This window comes from Pseudomonas sp. NFACC14 (assembly GCF_900106885.1).
Lineage (GTDB): Bacteria > Pseudomonadota > Gammaproteobacteria > Pseudomonadales > Pseudomonadaceae > Aquipseudomonas > Aquipseudomonas fluorescens_AA.
On record NZ_FNOA01000004.1, the window covers coordinates 68,198 to 86,934 of the forward strand.

At 60.4% G+C, this 18,737-nt stretch carries 17 protein-coding genes; 7 read left to right on the forward strand and 10 right to left on the reverse strand.

The features are described 5' to 3' along the window. Window positions 1-67 precede the first annotated feature (67 nt). Window positions 68-952, reverse strand: a complete 885-nt coding sequence (locus BLU85_RS08950; RefSeq protein WP_092197947.1) for a LysR family transcriptional regulator — start codon at window positions 950-952, stop codon at window positions 68-70. Window positions 953-1,066: 114 nt separating this feature from the next. Here BLU85_RS08950 and argC point away from each other — a divergent pair, with 114 nt between their 5' ends. Then, window positions 1,067-1,996: an N-acetyl-gamma-glutamyl-phosphate reductase gene (argC, locus tag BLU85_RS08955; RefSeq protein ID WP_092197950.1), complete on the forward strand. Its 930-nt coding sequence runs from the start codon at window positions 1,067-1,069 to the stop codon at window positions 1,994-1,996. A gap of 153 nt (window positions 1,997-2,149) precedes the next feature. Here argC and BLU85_RS08960 read toward each other — a convergent pair whose 3' ends face one another. The 4 genes from BLU85_RS08960 to BLU85_RS08975 are packed head-to-tail and all read right to left on the reverse strand — an operon-like array spanning window position 2,150 to window position 5,342. Beyond that, window positions 2,150-3,211 (reverse strand): beta/alpha barrel domain-containing protein, encoded by a 1,062-nt coding sequence (locus tag BLU85_RS08960; RefSeq protein WP_092197953.1) that lies wholly within the window; start codon window positions 3,209-3,211, stop codon window positions 2,150-2,152. A gap of 11 nt (window positions 3,212-3,222) precedes the next feature. Beyond that, window positions 3,223-4,152, reverse strand: a complete 930-nt coding sequence (locus BLU85_RS08965; protein WP_092197956.1) for a DUF6282 family protein — start codon at window positions 4,150-4,152, stop codon at window positions 3,223-3,225. 30 nt (window positions 4,153-4,182) lie between these two features. Continuing rightward, entirely contained in the window at window positions 4,183-4,950 is a 768-nt protein-coding gene (locus BLU85_RS08970) for an HpcH/HpaI aldolase family protein (RefSeq protein WP_092197959.1), read from the reverse strand. Then, complete coding sequence (locus BLU85_RS08975; protein WP_092197962.1) at window positions 4,947-5,342, reverse strand: cupin domain-containing protein; 396 nt, start codon at window positions 5,340-5,342, stop codon at window positions 4,947-4,949. Before BLU85_RS08975 ends, BLU85_RS08970 begins: the two co-directional genes overlap by 4 nt. A 193-nt stretch (window positions 5,343-5,535) precedes the next feature. Here BLU85_RS08975 and BLU85_RS08980 point away from each other — a divergent pair, with 193 nt between their 5' ends. The 4 genes from BLU85_RS08980 to BLU85_RS08995 all read left to right on the forward strand — a co-directional run bounded on the left by BLU85_RS08980 (window position 5,536) and on the right by BLU85_RS08995 (window position 10,885). Beyond that, a complete protein-coding gene (locus tag BLU85_RS08980) occupies window positions 5,536-6,966 on the forward strand; it encodes an NAD-dependent succinate-semialdehyde dehydrogenase (RefSeq protein WP_092197965.1) in 1,431 nt (476 codons plus the stop codon). A gap of 28 nt (window positions 6,967-6,994) precedes the next feature. After that, complete coding sequence (locus BLU85_RS08985; RefSeq protein WP_092197968.1) at window positions 6,995-8,584, forward strand: GMC family oxidoreductase; 1,590 nt, start codon at window positions 6,995-6,997, stop codon at window positions 8,582-8,584. Between the two features lie 85 nt (window positions 8,585-8,669). Beyond that, window positions 8,670-10,010, forward strand: a complete 1,341-nt coding sequence (locus BLU85_RS08990) for an MFS transporter (protein WP_092197971.1) — start codon at window positions 8,670-8,672, stop codon at window positions 10,008-10,010. 74 nt (window positions 10,011-10,084) lie between these two features. Next, window positions 10,085-10,885, forward strand: coding sequence for an IclR family transcriptional regulator (locus tag BLU85_RS08995; RefSeq protein WP_092168902.1), 801 nt, complete (start codon window positions 10,085-10,087; stop codon window positions 10,883-10,885). A gap of 77 nt (window positions 10,886-10,962) precedes the next feature. On the opposite strand, the gene BLU85_RS09000 is transcribed toward BLU85_RS08995, so the two are convergent. Continuing rightward, window positions 10,963-12,186 carry an OprD family porin gene (locus BLU85_RS09000; RefSeq protein WP_092197974.1) on the reverse strand — a complete coding sequence of 408 codons (1,224 nt, stop codon included), beginning with the start codon at window positions 12,184-12,186 and terminating at the stop codon, window positions 10,963-10,965. Between BLU85_RS09000 and BLU85_RS31115 the strand changes: the two genes are divergently transcribed. Further along, a complete protein-coding gene (locus tag BLU85_RS31115) occupies window positions 12,094-12,408 on the forward strand; it encodes a hypothetical protein (RefSeq protein WP_170847554.1) in 315 nt (104 codons plus the stop codon). The genes BLU85_RS09000 and BLU85_RS31115 overlap by 93 nt on opposite strands. Window positions 12,409-12,702: 294 nt before the next feature. Here BLU85_RS31115 and BLU85_RS09005 read toward each other — a convergent pair whose 3' ends face one another. The 4 genes from BLU85_RS09005 to BLU85_RS09020 all read right to left on the reverse strand — a co-directional run bounded on the left by BLU85_RS09005 (window position 12,703) and on the right by BLU85_RS09020 (window position 17,099). Continuing rightward, window positions 12,703-13,722 (reverse strand): SMP-30/gluconolactonase/LRE family protein, encoded by a 1,020-nt coding sequence (locus tag BLU85_RS09005; RefSeq protein ID WP_092197976.1) that lies wholly within the window; start codon window positions 13,720-13,722, stop codon window positions 12,703-12,705. Window positions 13,723-13,758: 36 nt separating this feature from the next. Next, complete coding sequence (locus BLU85_RS09010) at window positions 13,759-15,147, reverse strand: tripartite tricarboxylate transporter permease (RefSeq protein ID WP_218190011.1); 1,389 nt, start codon at window positions 15,145-15,147, stop codon at window positions 13,759-13,761. Further along, window positions 15,144-15,620, reverse strand: coding sequence for a hypothetical protein (locus BLU85_RS09015; protein WP_256326517.1), 477 nt, complete (start codon window positions 15,618-15,620; stop codon window positions 15,144-15,146). Before BLU85_RS09015 ends, BLU85_RS09010 begins: the two co-directional genes overlap by 4 nt. Window positions 15,621-15,812: 192 nt before the next feature. Beyond that, window positions 15,813-17,099: a hydroxymethylglutaryl-CoA reductase, degradative gene (locus BLU85_RS09020; RefSeq protein ID WP_092197979.1), complete on the reverse strand. Its 1,287-nt coding sequence runs from the start codon at window positions 17,097-17,099 to the stop codon at window positions 15,813-15,815. A gap of 134 nt (window positions 17,100-17,233) precedes the next feature. On the opposite strand from BLU85_RS09020, the gene BLU85_RS09025 reads away from it, so the two are divergent. Next, entirely contained in the window at window positions 17,234-18,604 is a 1,371-nt protein-coding gene (locus BLU85_RS09025) for an aminotransferase-like domain-containing protein (RefSeq protein ID WP_092197982.1), read from the forward strand. Window positions 18,605-18,737 lie beyond the last annotated feature (133 nt).

The following is an 18,737-nucleotide window of genomic DNA, read 5'->3' on the forward strand; positions in this document are numbered from 1 at the left end:
TCGAGCGCTCTCAGGGATTGGCACTCATCCGGCGCCGGATCGCCGTGCGCAGACGCATTCGAGGGCATCACTGCGCACTCAACTCCCACAACACATCCAGTACATGTTGCGTAGGCCTCTCGATGTCCAGACTGCGGTGGGCGATACCCAGTTGACGCCACAACAAGGGCTTTAATGGCCGCATGACGATCCGGGTATCGGGCAATGGCGTGGAGGCCTCATGGGGCAACAACGTCGCGCCATATCCCGCCGCCACCAGGCTTTTGATCGCATCGTTGTAGTTCAGTTGGATGCGCGGCACAGGCTGCAGGCCGTCACTGGCGAACCACTCCGACGTCAAGCGCGAAAGGCGAGTGGTGGTGTCATTCAAAATCAACGGCTGAGCGGACAGCCAACCGGGTGTCACGGTATCCGGGCTTTCCCAGCGAGCCGGCAAGAAGGCCATGACCGGGTCCCGTCGCCACGGCTCGATCCGCAGGCCCTTCACCGGCGACTGCGGCAGCGCGACCAGACCGATCTCCAAGGAGCCCTCGGCAAGCTTCTTCAAGGTTTCCTGGGAGGTGAGCACCGCGACCTGCACATCGATAGCGGGGTGGCGTTGGCTCAACGTTTCCAAAGCGTTCGGCAGCAACTGTGCGATGGCCCCGGTGGAGGCGCCTAGCCGCACACGTCCGGCCAATCCCTGTACCTGACGCTCCACGTCCTCGAGCGCCTGCTCCGCATCCGCCAACAGGCGCCGCGCGCGCTCCACCAGGGTATTTCCTATCGCTGAAGGCTGAACGCGCCCACGTGTGCGCGACAAGAGCTTGCCACCCACCCGCGACTCCAGGTCGGCGATATGCAGGCTGACAGTGGGGGGCGCAAGGTGCAGCACGCGCGCGGCTTCGGCAAACGATCCCAGGTCGGCAATCGCCACCAACGTACGCAGCCGGTCCAGGCTGATTTCCCGCATAAGTGAGCCCTTGTTCAGGAAAACTGAATTACAGCGTTAATAAATTCAACTTTTCCTATCTTAGCGCCTCGCTGAACATTGGAGCTCCTGATTTTCAATGTTCGAGAGCATGCCATGGCAAGTCCCCTTGTATTCATCGATGGCGACCAAGGCACCACCGGGTTGCAAATCCATCAACGTCTGCGCGACCGGAGCGATCTGCGGCTGCTCACCCTCAGCGCCGACTATCGCAAGGATCCGCAACGCCGCGCTGAAGCCATCAACGACTGCGACATCGCAATGCTTTGCCTGCCCGACCCGGCTGCGCGCGATGCGGTAGCGAGCATCAAAAACCCGGCTGTACGCGTGATCGATGCAAGTTCCGCGCACCGCACCCATCCAGACTGGGTCTACGGTTTCGCGCAGATGAACTCGCGGCAGGCCAGGCGAATCGCCACGGCGCGGCGGGTCAGCAATCCTGGTTGCTATCCCACGGGCGCGATAGGGCTGCTACGTCCACTGCTGGAGGCTGGGCTACTGCCCACGGACTACCCGATGAATATTTACGCCGTGTCGGGCTATTCCGGAAAAGGGCGTGCCGGCGTAGAAGAATATGAGGGGGAGGGCGCATCGCAGGCGCCGGCGTTTCAGGTCTATGGGCTGGGGTTGGCACACAAGCACGTTCCGGAGATCCAGCAGCAAAGCGGGCTGACGGAACGGCCGATGTTTGTGCCGGCCTATGGCGCTTTTCGGCAGGGGATCGCGCTGACCATACCTGTGCAAACCCGCTTGTTGGCGCCTGGCGTGAGCGCGGTGCAGTTGCATGCGTGTCTGACCCAGCACTACGCCGATGCGCGCCATGTACACGTGATGTCGATGCAGGAAGCTAAAGAGTTGACGTTCCTTGATCCCCAAGCGCTGAACGGCACAGATGATTTGCGATTGTCGGTGTTCGAGAACGATGAGACCGGGCAGGTTTTGCTGGCCGCGGTGTTTGACAATCTTGGGAAGGGCGCCGCGGGCGCGGCGGTGCAGAATCTGGACCTGATGCTGGCAGGCGCATGACCGCGCCAATCAGCGTGGTGCCCTGACTTCAGTGGGGAGTGGGAATACTCTGTTTGATCAGTGGTTGCCTGTGTTGTCGCTAAGCCCCCAGGCGGGGGCCTTTTCACGGCAACATCAATCGCCAGCTTTCAGTGATCTCCCGGCCAAGCCGCTTCAGCCTGGAGACCCTGGGCACTCCGGGGCGAAGTGTTTCCACCAGTCGGGACGGTCAACCTGTTGCTGATAGGTCTGCACCTGATCGGCTGCGCTGCCCAGCAGTTGTTCCACGTTCAGGCCGCGCCGGCGGACATAGTCGTCCAGCTCCTGCACGGCGCGTGAGAGGACCGGGTAACCGCCGGCGAATACCGCCGACGTCATCTCGGTGGCGCAGGCCCCCGCCAGTAGAAAACGCGCGACATCCAGGCCGTTACGGGCACCGTTGGTGGCGATCAGCGGGTAGCTGTCGCCCATGGCCTTGCGGGTCATCATCAGCCAGCGTGCGGTCAGTGGCAGCGCCCAGCCGCCACCGATGGCTGCACTGGTCCCAAGCATCGGCAGGCCGGTGTCCAGATCCGGCAGAAATCCCATGAAGCGACCCATCATCACCACGCTGTCCGCGCCTCCCCGACGTGCCGCCTGAGCCAGGCCGACCACGTCCTCGCTCTGTCCGGTCAGCTTGATCCATAAGGGCAGGGTGGTGGCCTTGCGAATGCGCGACACAATCGCCTCGATTCGCGCCGCTCCCCGTTCCAGTACGATGGCGCCCTTGGCCGCTTCTTCGCCGTGAGGTGCGCCGATGTTCAGCTCCAGTACGCGCAGACCGGCCTGTTCGATCTGCCGGGCGTACTCGGCGCATTGCTCAAGGTCACTGAGGATCAGGCTTGGAATGACATAGGCGTCTTGCCGTCGGGCTTCGATGTCCAATACCGCCAGCTCATCGAGCCATTCGCAAAACTCGCGCTGAACCAGGCCGGAGCGACCGAACAGGCTGGCATCGGCGGGTGGCGAGAAGTCCCACGGCAAACGGTTCCAGTTCGAATCCAGCAGCACGTAGTCGGTCTTGTCCAGTTGCTGTTTGGCGGCCTGGGATTCGTTGGTGGATTTGGCCACTACCGCGCCAACTCCGCTGGCGAGGGCGGCACGAATGGCCTCGCGGGTCATGGTCTGTTCGCCGGCGCCGCAGATGACCGGGTTTTTCAGCGTCAGCCTTGCGATGGGCGTGGTGAGTCGCGTCATGGTCGTTCCACTCACAGGTTCATCAGACGGGAGGCGTTGCCAGAGGTCATTTTGCGAATGTCCTCGTCGCTGTAGCCCAGGTCCAGCAGTTGGCCGATCACGTTGCGAAAGCCTTCGGCAATGCTCGGGTTGCCCTGTTGCCCGAGGTCGGAGCCGAGGATGGTCAGGTCGACCGTGCCGGCTTCGATGACTTGTCGCAGGAATTGATCATCGTAGAATTTGAACTTCGAACCGGGTACCCACATGCACATCGAGTGCTCCATGAACACACCGTCCCTGGCCAGTTGACGCATGTCATCGAGGGTCGCGTCGACCACGTAGGTCGGATGGTTGACCAACAGACGCTTGACCCCGCGGTTGCGAGCCTCTTCGAACAGCGGCCAGATTTCCCGGATGTTCAGGTGACCGGCGGAAAGCACGATGTCTTCGGCGGCGATCAGGTCCAGAATCGCTTTGACTTCTTCTTTCAGATGGCCGTCGTCATCGAGTACGGTCAGCGGAATCGGTTGCAGCATGCGCTGGGTGGTCTGTGGAAATTTCTCGGTGAACCTGGCGTCCTGATGGTGGTGGGCGATGTGGTTGGCCGAAGAGAAAGTCGGCATCCAGACCAGTTTCGCTCCCAGTTTCAAACCATGTTCGACCGCATGTACGTTCAGGCCGCCGACCGCGTTGTTCAGCGGCACGCCGGAAAGCATGTGCACGTCAAGCTCGCTGAAATGCTTGTTCAGCAAGGTCGTGACCGGTGTGCAACTGTAGTAGTGATCCTTGAGCAGCACAGCCTTGAGCCCGGCTTCGCTGGCTTCACGCATGGCCTCGAGATGGTCGCAGTAGCGGGGCATCACGGACGGGCCGCTGTGGCAGTGCAGGTCGATGGCGCCGCGCATCAGGCTGTCGATGTGGGCCCGGCGGTCCTCGGTGGTGGGTTTGACAATGGCGTTCATGACGTTACCTCTTGTTGTTTTGGATAGGGCTCAGCGAACCTGGCCGTGAAAATGCCGGACCTGTTGTGTCCAGCCGGCGCGCAGCACCGCCTGGTCTGCACCCAGAATGAAAAAGCGCACGCCCATGGCGCGGAAGCGCGCCAGGTCTTCGCTGTTGGAGACAAAAATGCCGGCCGCCTTGCCGGCCTGTTGTGCCGCGTCGATCACCCGACTGACAGCGGACTCCACGCGCGGGTCATCCAGCGTGCTGACGCCCAGCGACACACTCAAATCCGCACGGCCCACCAGCAGGCAGTCGATCTGTTCGACGTTGGCGATGGCCGCGAGGTTGTCCAGCGCTTCACGGTCTTCGATTTGCGCGATGATCCCGTGGCGACCGTCTTCGGCGGCCAGGTGTTCTGCCAGATTCGCGCGGCCATAACCGCCCGCTCTTGGCGAGTTGGAGAAACCGCGGTTGCCACTGCGGTAGCGGGTGGCCTGCAAGACCTGCCTGGCTTGGGCGGCATGGACAATATGCGGCAGCACCAGGCCATCGGCCCCCAGATCCAGCGCTTGCAGCAGAGTCGTGGCGCGATCGTCGGCCACGCGCACCAAGCCTGCGACATGGCTGGCGCGGCAGGCCAGCAACCCACGATCGAGACTGCCCTGGTCGAAGGGCGCATGTTCGGCATCCAGCACCACCGCATCCAGGCCGCAGTCACCGGCGATCTCGATCACGGCATGGCTCGGCGTCTTGATGAAGGTGCTGATCAGCGCTTCGCCGCCGCGCAGCCTGGCCGCGAAATCCGTGCGGCTCATGACGGCTGGTGCCCGGCGCCCGCAAATTCGGCCGCCTGGTATTCGATCAGGTGGCGGTAATCATCGCGAATCGGCGAGAACACATCCAGATTCATCACCACCTCATCGCCCACAGGTTCTGCGTAATGCACCACGTGGGGCGGGATGCGAATCATGCTGCCCGGGCCACCTTCCACGACGTCGTCGCCGAGATGAAAGCGCACCCGACCCTGCACGATGATGACGAGCTGCTCGAAGGTGTGGCTGTGGGGAAACACGTCCATCCCCGGCGTCAGCCAGTTCATGACACAGAGCGTGTCGTCCCCGCGGAACGCGACGCGCTCGACGCCTTTGCGAACGGTCTCGCGTGGCAGGTCATTCCAGTTGTGAAGCAATGCGTTGGCTAGGCTCATCGGTGATTCCTTTGTTTCTTTTGTAAGAATTGTGTTTCTTTCTGAGATAAAGCTAACGCCCACGCAAATAGGCGGTCAAGTGACTTTTTTGGCTTGACACCCGTTCTTCTGGAAATCTAGGATGGCGTCATTCAGAGAAACACTATTTCTCTCAATGAAATCAAATGTGATTAATTTCTGAAGGGCCCGTGATATGCGAGTTATTGAATCCCTGCTCATTGATGGCCAGTGGTCCACCGGTGCTCACGAGCGCCAGGCGGATGTCTTCAACCCTGCCACCGGCGAGGTCATCGCGAAGCTGAGCCTGGCTTCGACGGTCGACCTGGACCGAGCGCTGGCCGCCGCGCAACGTGGGTTCCAGGCCTGGCGCAAGACGTCTGCCTATGAGCGTTCGAAGATTCTGCGTCGAGCTGCCGATCTGGTGCGTCAGCGTTCGGACGAGATCGCTGCATTGATCACTCAGGAGCAGGGCAAGCCGCTGGCAGAGGCCAAGCTTGAAGCGTTCGGCGCTGGCGATCACATCGACTGGTACGCCGAGGAAGGACGTCGCGCCTATGGGCGTGTGATTCCGCCCCGTGCCCGTGGTGTGCGGCAGACCGTCCTGCGCGAACCGGTGGGCCCGGTCGCGGCATTCAGTCCATGGAACTTCCCGGTGAGCCAACTGGTGCGCAAGATCGCCGGAGCACTCGCCGCGGGCTGCTCGATCATTGCCAAAGGACCGGAAGAAACGCCGTCGTCGTGCATCGAATTGTGCCGGGCGTTTCAGGATGCCGGTGTGCCGAACGGCGTTCTGAACCTGGTGTTCGGCGTGCCTGCCGAAGTCTCCAATTACCTGATTCGCTCCGAGGTCATTCGCAAGGTGTCGTTCACCGGCTCCGTGCCAGTTGGCCGTGCACTGGGCGCGCTGGCCGGGCAGTACCTCAAACGCTGCACCCTGGAACTGGGCGGGCATGCGCCGTTCATCGTCTGTGACGATGTGGACGTCAAGGCCGTGGCGGCGCTGGGGGCCGGCCTGAAGTTTCGCAACGGCGGGCAAATCTGCGCGTCGCCGACGCGTTTCTACGTGCAGTCGTCGATCTACGAGCCGTTCGTCGACGCATTCTGCCAGGCCGGAGCGGCGATCAAGATGGGGGATGGTCATGACGCTTCGACCCACCTGGGACCACTGGCCAACCCGCGTCGGGTCAGCGCGGTACAGGAATACGTCGATGACGCACTGGCTGTCGGTGCGCAGTTGATGTTAGGCGGCAAACCGGCACAAGGCGCCGGCTTTTTCTACCCGGCCACGGTGTTGACCGATGTTCCGGACAACGCCCGGGTGATGAATGAAGAACCGTTCGGGCCCATCGCTTCGATCGTTCGCTTCGACACCGTCGAAGAGGTGATCGAGAAAGCCAACGGTCTGTCGTTCGGGTTGGCCGCCTTTGCGTTCACCCGCTCGATCCAGCGCGCCACCTTGCTGGCCGACGAGCTGGAGTCGGGCATGGTGTCCATCAACCACTTTGGCCTGGCAGCACCGGAAACACCGTTTGGTGGCGTGAAGGACAGCGGCTACGGCAGCGAAGGCGGCAGCGAAGGGCTGGACGCCTATTTCACCACCAAATTCGTCAGCCAGATCGGCTGAGAAGACGCCACTAACGAGAACAATAACAATGAAAACCTTCGATTACATCGTGGTCGGTGCCGGCTCGGCCGGCTGTGCGTTGAGCGCACGGCTGGCACAGGCGGGCAAGCAGGTGCTGCTGCTCGAAGCCGGTCCTGCCGACAATCATCCCTACATCCACATTCCCGGCACTTTCATTCGCGTTCACGGTTCGCAGCGGACCTGGATGTACCGCACCGAGCCTGAGCCTTTCGTCAATCAGCGTCGTATCTACATTCCCCAGGGACGTACCCTGGGAGGCGGGAGCTCGGTCAACGCCATGATCTACATTCGCGGCCAGGCCGAGGACTACGACGAGTGGCAATCCAGCGGCTGCCCTGGCTGGGGCTGGAACGATGTCTTGCCGGTGTTCCGCCGCTGCGAGTCCAATGCTCGCCTGGGTGGCGAGCTGCATGGCCAGGACGGCCCGCTGAAGGTCAGCGACCCGGATCACCGGCATGCCTTGAGTCGCGCGTTCGTTCAGGCAGCGGTGCAGGCCGGCGTGCCCGAGACCGACGATTTCAACGGTGCGAAGCAGGAAGGTGCAGGCTTCTACCAGACCACGACCTCACAAGGACGTCGCGCCAGTTCCGCTGTCACGTACCTCAAGCCGATGCGACGCGATCCTCATCTCACCGTCATGACCGATACCCATGTGACGGGGCTGCTGTTCGATGGCAGCCGTGTCACAGGCGTGCAGGCGCTGGGTCGTGGTGGCGCTGCGACACAATTTACGGCACGGGCCGAGGTCATTGTCAGCGCCGGTGCGGTCGCTTCGCCCAAGTTGCTGATGCTGTCGGGTATCGGCCCGCAGAGTCATCTTCAAGCGATGGGCATCGCCACCCGGGTGCATTCGCCGGGGGTGGGCGAGAACTTTCAGGACCACCTCAGTGCCTCGGTCTACGCCCAGACCCGCGAACCGGTCAGTTTGCTGGGCCATGATCGAGGCCTGCGTGCCGTGGGCCATGGGTTGAAGTACCTGGCCAATCGTTCGGGACTGCTGAGTTCCAACGTGGTCGAGAGTGGTGCGTTCGTCGATGCCACCGGCTGTGGCCGCCCCGACGTGCAGTTCCACGTGGTGCCGGCGTTGGTCGGCGACATCGATCGTTTGCCGCCCGGCGGCCACGGCATCTCCATCAACCCCTGTGCGCTGCGGCCACGTTCCCGAGGCCAATTGCGCCTCAAGAGCGCAGACCCGATGCAGGACGTGGCGCTGAAGGCCAACTACCTGAGCGACGAACACGATCTGCGCACCATGGTCGCCGGTGTCAGGTTTGCCCGTCGTATTCTGCGCGCGCCGGCGTTGGCCAGCGTGGTGGAAAACATGCTGCTGCTGCCCAACCACGACGACATCCCCGATCATGTGCTGGAGGACTATGTGCGCAGCGTGGCCAAGACGGTCTTCCATCCCGCAGGCACCTGCCGAATGGGCACCGACGCCGATGCCGTGGTCGGCCCGGACCTGAAAGTGCACGGTGTGCAGGGGCTGCGTGTGGCTGACGCTTCGATCATGCCGACGATCGTCAGTGGCAATACCAACGCGCCCAGTATCATGATCGGCGAACGTTGCGCCGACTTCATCCTGGGGAGCGCTGCCTGATTTCCTGAACTTCGGATGTCTTGAAACAAGCCGGTTTTCGGAATCGGTTTCTCTTCGCATGCACAACAATTACAAGAGTACAGCGATGAATCTTATCTCCCGTAACACCTTCAACAACGAACAGGACAGTCTCCTCTGGAATCGCATCGCCTGGCGCCTGCTGCCGTTCCTTTTCGTGCTGTACATCATTGCCTTCCTCGATCGGGTGAACGTGGGGTTCGCCAAGCTGCAGATGGCGGCCGACGTCGGCCTCAGCGACATGGCCTACGGGTTTGGCGCCGGGGTGTTTTTCCTTGGCTATTGCCTGTGTGAAATCCCCAGCAACCTGATGCTGCAGCGGGTCGGGGCGAGGTACTGGATCACCCGGATCATGATCACCTGGGGGCTGCTGTCGATGTCGATGATGTTCGTCCAGACACCGACGTCGTTCTACATCCTGCGTTTCCTGCTGGGCATGGCGGAGGCGGGGTTCTATCCCGGCGTCGTCCTTTACATGACTTACTGGTTTCCGTCCTACGCCCGCTCACAGGGCATGGCCTGGTTCAACCTGGGGATTGCCATGGCGGGCGTGTTGGGCAGTCCGTTGTCCGGCTGGATCATGCAGACCTTCGCTGGGGTCCATGGGCTCGCGGGCTGGCAATGGCTGTTCCTGCTCGAAGGCATGCCTGCCGTGCTGTTGGGGATTGTGGTGTTCTTCTATCTGGATGACCGCCCTGGCAACGTTCACTGGCTGACCCCGGCGCAGAATGCGCGTGTCGTGCAGCATCTGGCCGAGCAACGGCAGGAGCACGAGGCGGCAGGGGCGGGGCACAACTTTCGTGCGGCATTCGTCAGCAGGGGGCTGTGGTGCCTGATCTATGTGAACTTCGCCTTGTTGTGCGGTACCTACGGTGTGTCGTTCTGGCTGCCGCAGATCGTGCAGAGCCTGGGGGTCAAGAGCCTGTTTCACACCGGCTTGATTGCGGCGATTCCGTTTGCCGTGGCGTCGGTGATCATGGTGCTGGTCAGCCGCCATTCGGACAGAACCCGGGAACGCCGCTGGCATGGCACGTTGTGCAACCTCGCCTCGGCACTGGGCCTGGCGATTGCTGCGTTCTTTCATGATCAGCCGGTACTGTCGCTGGCCGGTCTGAGCCTGGCGATGTCCGGCGGCCTGGCGGGCTTCTGTGTGCTGTGGGCCTTGCCTGGCGTGCTGCTGACCGGCACGGCCGCAGCTGCGGGTATCGCGCTGATCGCCACCGTCGGCAATCTGGGCGGCTATGCCAGCCCGTTCATGATGGGCTGGATCAAGCAAAGCAGCGGGCATCTGGAGTATGGCCTGTACGTGTTGGCAGTCATGACGCTGATCGGCGCGTGGGTGATGTCGAGAGTCAAGCCGACCAGCGCGCAAGCCGTGGTGGCCATGCCGGAGCCTTCTGCAATTTGATATCGCAGAACAACACAAGCGTTTCGGCAGGAGATACAATCGGGCTTTTCCAGTGATCGATCTGAGGTGACCTCTTGGAACAGGATGACGAAAAGCCCACCACCGGACCGGTATTGCTCGAGTCTGTCGAAATGGTGTTCCGTCTGCTCGATGAATTGACGGCTGCGCGCCGTCCTCTGGGTGTGACCGAACTGGCGCATCAGCTGCAAACCGCCAAGCCCAGGACCTACCGGCATCTGGCTTCGATGCGCCAGCTCGGGATCCTCGAGCAGGATCCCGTCACTGAGAAATACCTGCTGGGCGCTCGCCTGGTGGCGTACGGCGAGGCTGCGGGCGAGCAGTTCGACCTGCGCGCAATCGCAGACCCATACCTGACCCGTATCCGCGATGCCACGGGGCAGTCGGCCTTGCTGGCTGTCGCCACCCATGACACCGCTCTGGTCGTGTCCTGCGTCGAGTCCAAGGCCAACGTGTGCATCTCGGTCAAGCCGGGCAACCGCGTATTGCCTTACTGCTCGGCTCAGGGCCGTACAGTGCTGGCGTTCGCCGATGCCGCCAGTCAGCAGCGAGTGATGCGTCGCAAGATGCCGCGACTGACGGAACGCACCCTGCATGAGCCTGAGTTGTTGGCGCAGCGTCTGGAGTTGATTCGTCAGCGTCTGTACGACGACGCCGACAGCGAAGTGACCATGGGCATCAACGCCCTGTGCTGCCCGATCTTTCGCGAGAACGATGTGATCGTGGGTACCATCGGTATCGTCGGGCCAAGCGCGGCCATTCCTTCGCCTCCGCCAGCGGCCATGCTGCGCGAATTGCAATCGGCTGCGGCAGAAATCAGCGAGCGCCTTCACGCGGGGACTTACCAGCGCCTGTGATGTCCCGCACCTGCTCCTCACAACAAAACCCCAGCCTGATTCAGGTCTGGGGTTTTTATTTTTCAAGGCGATAACGATCAGAAAACGTTGATCGGGTACTCGGTAATCAGCCGGACTTCGTTGAAGTTCAGCCCGCGATCCGGGCTTCTGAAACTGGCCTGGCGCACCCGGAACGACAGGTCCTTGGCCGGGCCCGATTGCAGCACGTATTTCATCTCGATGTCCCGTTCCCACGCATGGCCGTCGTCGGTCAGCGCCGTGTGGAAATCGGTGCCTTTGAGGTAGCGGGCCATGAACGTCAGTCCCGGTGCGCCGAGGGCAGCGAAGTTGAAGTCGTAGCGTGCCTGCCACGAGCGTTCGTTCTCATAGTTGAAGTCCGAATACTGAACCGAGTTGGCCAGGAACACTGTGCTGTTACCGTCCACGCCGTAGGTGTAATTGCCGGTGCCGGTGACCCGCTGGTGAGCGATCAGGAATGTGTGAGGCCCGGCCGTCAGGGATGCCGACAGACTCCAGATGCGGTTGTCCAGGACGCCGCCTCGTTGCTGGCCCTGACTCTTGGTGTCGTAGCCGTTGAAGTCGAAGGTTGCGCTGTAGCCCGTGCCCAGTGGCAGGATTGAGGTAGCGCCCACGTAGCTCTTGCGCCAGTAGTCATCGACGTCCGAGTGGTAGGCTCGCGCGCTGAGGTTGGGGGTGAATTGGTAGGTGCCGCCGATCAGGTCAAGGTCGGTCAGGCGGCCGCTGTCGTGCCCGCTCTGATCGCGCCCGCGCAGGGCGGTGAAATGCCCTGCGTTGAGGGTGAGGCCGGGCAGTTCCTTGCTGGTGACCAGCCAGCCCTGGGTGGTTTCCGGCAGCAGACGGTTATCACTGGTCGCCAGCACCGGAAGGTTCACCAACTGCTCACCGTACTTCAACACTGTTTTCGATAGCTTCGCCTTGAGCGCCATACCGCCCTTGCTGTACTCGTCCTTGGCCCCGTCGCTATCTTCTTCGAGCAGGAGCGTGCCGCCGCCCTTGCGCCCGTTGCCGGTGTCGAGCTTGATCCCCAACAAGCCGATGGCATCCACACCGAACCCGACCGTTCCCGGTGTAAAACCGGACTCGAAGATACCGATGAAACCCTGCGCCCATTCTTCGGAATAATTCTGCGCAGTGCGGTCATCGAGGAAGTTGCGGTTCATGTAGAAGTTGCGCGCTTTGATCGAGAAGTGAGAATCCTCGACAAAGCCGCCGTTGTCGGCGAGCGCGTTCAGGGGGAGCGTGCAGGTGAGGGCAACAGTCAAAACATGTTTATTGTTCATATGAGTCATGTTCCAGGCGTGCGCAAGCGTCCAGCCATTTCCTTTGGTCAGGAAACAGTCGGCGCTGTAATTGTTGTTATGGGCGTGCAGCGTTCTGCCAGTGAAGGGGCGGTCTTTTATCGTTTAGGTTTTCATGGAAGCTCCTTATTTGATTGGCGGATGGGAAAAAATAATGGGCTCAGTCATTCCTCTTCGCACAAATGGGTGCGGGCCAGGAGTTAAATTCATTTGTATCTCTGAAAGAAATATTGTTTCTCTCGATGAGTCGATGGTAGTGACCTATGAAGAATGCTGTCAAGCGCCGTAAACGGGTTCGACGCAGCTGATGCGGCGGGATTTTTCCAGGCGTTGCCTGTGCGTAGCGGGGGGAGAAGAAGTGCCTGGCAGGCGCGGAGCGGGGGGTTACTGAAGTCGGTTATCAAACGTCACAAGGGCGGCCGATCAGGGAAGAGTGCGCCCGGATCAGTGAGACTCTCGGATAGGGGCGCAGCCGTGATGGAATGCGTCGGGATTTCGCTATTGATGGGAGTACAGTTTCGCAGCATTGGCAAAGCCTTTGGCTCTGAAAATAGCGCTGCCTTCGCCGAGACTGCCGTCATTGCTCACGAGATAAACCTCATTGGTACCGGGCTTGAGCGCCATGCTCGTCGAGCGAAGAAAGTGACCCTTTTCCCGTCCTGGAATCAAGATCTGGCCGATGGGCAAGCCGTTAGGGTTGAGTACCAGCACGCGGCCTTGGCTGTACAGGGCCACGTACAGGTTGCCATCTTGATCGGCACGCATTGAGTCAGGTGATGGGCCGCTAAACCGGTAGACAACGGCTTCCCCGAAGGGCGCGATTGTCTTGGCATCTTTCAGTTCGATTCGGTGCAGCAGCCCCGTCGCGAACTCCGTGACCCAAAGGGTCTTGCCGTCGGGAGAGAGCGCAATGCCGTTGGCGATCGCGAGATTGGGCAGGATCGAGACGATTGTCTTGCCGCCAGCAGGGACGTAATAGACGCCGCCGGTGGGCTGAGTCGATGTGCCCTTGAAGTCGGTGAAGTAAAATCCCCCCGTGCTGTCGAACACGAGGTCATCCACCAGATGGTTTTTGCTTGCCGGGATGATGACTTGTTTTCCCGAGCCGTCCGGTTTGTAGGCTGTCAGGTTGCCGGTATTTTTGAAATTACCCAGCCCTGCCACAAACAATCTGCCGTCTTTATGAATAGCCAGTCCCGCACTTCCCAGCGCGTTTTTCGGCACGACGACACTGAGTTTCTTTTCGGGATCGACCTTTAGAACCTGCCCCCCGAACACCTCGACAAACAGCAGATTGCCGGCCCTGTCGAACGATGGACCTTCCAGTTGCAGGGGGCCGTCGGACACCTTCAGCCACAGATCGGCTGTCACCGTCGGCAACTCTTTTTCGGGTGACCCAATGGCCTGGAGTTGCTGGCCCTCTGCCGGGTAGTTCAGCGTGGGGATAGCGTCCGCGTGGGCTTGCAGGATGCCAGCGCTGAAGGCCAGGCACAGGGAAGCCAAGTGGTTTTTGCGCATGTTGGTTACCTTCGTTTGTTGTTATGTTGAAGTGGCTCATACGCTCAACAGGGCGACGATGGCCGGCACCGTCAGTACGGCGGTGTAGTACCCCATGAACTGCACGCCGATGTTGAAGCCAAGGAAGCGCGATAGAAAACCACCCAGCAGGCCGACGGTGACAATGACCAGTAGGCCGAGTGCTCCGCCCTCCCAGATGCCGATCACCAGGATCAGGCCGACAAACGTCGAGATCACCGCTTCGTGACTGATTTTGCGTGAGACGAAGGACGCTGCCCGGTGGGCGTAATTCATCGTGAAGGGGTAGGCAATGAGGATCGCCACGATCACCGCCAGCATCCCATAACCCAGAAACTCCCACGTGCTGAGCAGGGTATGGAGGTTGTTGACCTGTCCGGTGGCGGTGTCAACGCTGAAGCGAGGCGGGGCGTTGAACAGCGGTGCGGCCGGCCCTGCGGCGACCGGACTCAACGGCAAGCCAAACGCGATCAACGGGATCAAGGCTTCAGCGATGTATGTCGCTTCAGTGACACCGTTACGGGCCGTGATCACTGTTGTCAGCCGATGGTAGACATGCTTGACCCGTGACCCGACGAGTTCGCCCATGATCACGGTCATCGCCACGGGGCTGAAGACGAACGTTGCGCTGGAGATAATGGCCGTGATCGCAGTCCACAGGCTTTGTCTGCTGTCCAGCACCTTGAGCGGGTTGGGGAAAAAACCGCCCCAGCCTTTCACATCCGCAGACAGCGAGAAGGTGCGCACGTGCTGGCGTCTCATCGTCTCCCGTTCAGCGGGGGCGAGCATTGAAAATAGCGCGGCAATCAGCGGGCCAATGGCGATACCGAGGAAATAGCTGACGCTCAGCTTGACGCCGTATTGTCCGGTGATGCTTTGCAGGCCGACGATGACCATCACGAAGGGGACAAGCGCGAACACCGCCGCAAGCCGCCCCTTGGAAAACCATGCAATGGCGATCGCAGCGAGCAGGAAGACCCAGGGGGCGGCGCGCTTGATCGTGTCGCCAAAAGGCGCGAGCATCACGGCGAAAAGCACCGCCGTGGGCACTGCAATCAGTGCCGCGATCACAGCGCCTGAAATCATCTTGCGCAGGGCTACATGCGGTACGCCCAGGTTGCGCAGGAAGTTGGCCTCGCGCATCAGGGGTGTTGCCAGGGTGTCGCCGGGGATGCCCAGTAATGCCGTGGGTACGGCGTGAGTCATGTGTTTGGCCACTGCACCTGCGAGAAAGAACGTCAGGACACCGGGCGCAGGTACACCCAACAGCACCACGAGTAATGTAAGCGGGGCGAGGGTGGTGGTTTCATCGCTGCCCGAGATGAGGCCAATCCCGGCGAAGATCACTGCACCTAATATGCCCATCCCGAACGCAATGAGAATCTGCTCCAACAGGGGTGTCATCATGACCGGCCACCGTTGGCCCGGATCGGAGCGACCGGGGCTACCGTTGCGTCTTTTTGTGCGTTAGCGGCACGCGTGAGGTTTGTCTCGTAATCTGCAAACACCTCATAAAGATCCATTTCGTGCAGTTCAGCGAGTGCTTTTGCGGGTAGATCCGACAGGTTTCCAAGGTCCGCGAACTCCTCCTGCAATTCCGCCAAAACCTTTGCCCGCCACGCAGGATCTGCCTGGTGCTCTACCACATTGCGCTTGGGTTTGAAGAGCTTTGCACTGATGGCTCCCCCCACCAGGCAGCCGACGATGCCCACCAGCATGGCGTAGGCCTTGGCCATCTGGACATTGTCTACCCACCCCACGAGCAGGTGCTTCGCCAGGAAAAAAGACCCCAGGCTGACGACTGCGCCTATGGCCATGGCGTAAATCAGGTGACGACCGTTCACGGTGTCACCCCATAATTCATAGAGATCGGATTTCAAGGATTTCTCCTACTGCCCTTGCGAGCTTTTATTGTTATGAACATCAAGGAACGTAGCGGAGTCAGGCCTCTCGTCGTCGTTTTGCCAAGAGTGCTCGCGCAACCCTGGACGCCGTTTCACGACCCGGATGAGCGTCAATGAACTCCCTGGCATCAACCAATAATCGAACGGGCAGTCCGAGATGGCTATTCATCACTCGGCCCGCTTTTGCTTGAGAAGCTCAGCCGCTTTGTCGGAGCGAACGTCCCGTGCATCGACCATCTCTTTGACCAGCCAAGTCACTTCATCGCCTTTCGCGCCGGCTGACAGCGCAATATTGCGTGCATGCAGCGCCATGTGGCCACGCTGGATGCCTTCCGTAGAGAGCGCTCGCAATGCGCCGAGGTTTTGGGCCAAGCCGACAGCGACCGCGATTTCGGCGAGTTCCTGAGCGGTTTTCACCCCCAGAATGCGCAAGGAGAGTTGCGCCAGTGGGTGGGTTTTCGTGGCGCCGCCGACCAGCCCGACAGGCATCGGCATTTCGAGAGTGCCCACCAGATTCCCTTCGCTGTCTTTTTCCCACGTTGTCAGCGAGCCGTAGTGCCCATCGCGGCAAGCGTAGGCGTGAGCCCCCGCTTCCACTGCGCGCCAGTCGTTACCTGTGGCGACGATCAGCGGGTCAATCCCATTCATGATGCCCTTGTTGTGGGTCGCGGCACGGTAGGGGTCGATGACGGCAAAGTTGTAGGCGTCGAGAATGCCTTCGATTACGTCCTCACCTTTATAAGCGGCAGTGGTGAGCAACGCTGGGGCGATGCGGACTTGGGCACGGGCCAGGCGCAAGTCGGCGAGGTTCGAGAGAATGCGCAGGCGTACCTTCCCGCCGGTGATGTCCTCCATCAACGGGGCGACCGCTTCCGCCATCGTGTTCACGGTATTGGCACCCATCGCATCACGCACGTCCACGATCAAGTGAGCCACGAGCATGGGGCCTCTCGGGCTTTGGGCAAAGGTGTGGACTTCGAGGTTCCGGCAACCGCCCCCCAGCTTATTGAGCAATTGATCCTTGCGATTTGCCAATTCAATGATGTCGTCCTTGCGACGCAGGAGGCTGAGGCGGGCATTGAAGGGGTCTTCAATGTCGACGATCTGGACTTGTGCGCGCATCAGCGGTTGCGAACTGGACGTCAGGAATCCCCCCGCGTCACGGGCAAGCTTGGCCATGAAAGAGGCAGCGGCAACGACGGAAGGCTCTTCCACGACCAGTGGGACAATGACGTCTCGGCCATTGATCTGGAAATTGCTGGCGACGGCGTACGGTAATTCGAACTTGCCGATCACGTTCTCGATCATGCCATCGGCTATTTCGAGCCGGAGCGCGCCTTCCTCGCCAAGCAGGGCAACGTCAGCGGCCGGGAGGTCGAGCAGGTCTTGAAGGTGATTGAGGCGCTCGGCAGGCGTCAGGCTGCGAAAATTGGGAAGGCGAGAGTCGATGCTCATCTGGAAAGTCCTGTCGCGGTTGTTGTTTTAAGTTGAAGTCACACTATTCCGCTCTGTGCCTGTAAAGAAGGTACAGTTTGGACGGACAGTACCTAAGCTGTACCCTTGACGCTGGCCCTGGAAGGATTCTCGATATGAGCAGAATGACCCTGGCTCAGCAGCTCACCGCTTCGTTGGCAGCCCGGATCGACGACGGGACTTATCGTGTGGGCGACCGTTTGCCGTCACTTCGTGAATGCATGCGTTTGTTGGGACATTCAAAGAATACGGTCATCACGGCGTATGAAGCGCTGGCCTCTCAAGGCTTGGTTGAAGCCAGGCATGGGCAGGGTTTTTTCGTCAAACAAGGCACCAGCGGTCACTACGAACCTGAGGAACCGCCGCCCTATGCCAGGGCGATGGATACCATTTGGCTAATGCGCCAGCAATTCGTCCGTGAGCCCGGGCATTCGCCTCTTGGGGAAGGATTCCCTCCCGTCGAGTGGTTAATGGACATGCGCCTGGACAAGTTCACCCGGCAAATCATGCGGATGGGGGTTACCACGTTGTTCAGGTACGGAAATCGCCTGGGCAATGCCAGCCTGCGCCAGCATCTGGTGCAGAAGCTGGCGTCTTACGCCATTAGCGCGAATCCTCGGCAAATCGTCACGACTCACGGTGCGAATCATGGGCTGGACCTGATCATCCGACGCTTCCTTGCGTCGGGGGACACGGTACTTGTCGAGGATCCAGGCTATTACCCTTTGTTCGGCAAGTTGCAATTGCAGGGTGCTCGAATGCTGTCCGTGCCGCGCTTGCCCGATGGCCCGGATCTTGATGCGCTGGAAGCACACCTGCGCCGGCATAAACCGAAACTGTTTTTCCTGCAGTCCGTTGGCCATAACCCGACCGGGTCTGACATTTCGCCGGCTAAGGCCCATCGACTGGTTCAGTTGGCACAGGAGCATGATTTCATTTTGGTGGACGATGACGCGTTGGCTGACTTCAAGCCCGCCGCAGCCATCAGAGTGTCGGCATTGGACCAACTGAAGCGTTCGCTGTACGTGGGGAGCTTTTCGAAATCCGTTTCGGCAGCCCTGAGAGTGGGGTTCATCGCGGGCAGCAAGGAAGTTATCGATGAGTTGGGCGACCTGAAAATGTTGCTGCACACCAGTTCTTCCGAGCTTTGCGAGCGAACGGTCGACGTGGTGTTAATGGAGGGGCATTTCCTGAGGCACTTGATTCGGCTTCAGGAGCGGGTCAAATCGGCTACCGCCGCAGCGTTGCACATGCTGGATGAGATGGGGGCCGAGGTGTTCTGTCGTCCTGAGCAAAGCCTGTATTTATGGGCCAGGTTTCCCCATTTCGACGATGCCAGGGAGTTGACTCGGCTGCTGTTGCCGAAGGGGTTCATGATCGCTCCCGGACATATTTTTTCGCCTGAGCAATCACGTATCAATCCATGGACGAGACTCAATGTGGCGTATCTGAACGACCCTGTCTTCAAGTCCACGCTGCAACAATGAGAGGTGGATGCGGTTCTGCTCATGCAGGTGGAGGGGGACCCATGGGATTAATCATTCCTCTTCGGCATGATTAGGGTTTCTTATTTATCGCTTTTTATCCCTTTGTGGAATGTCGACCATGACACCTCCAATA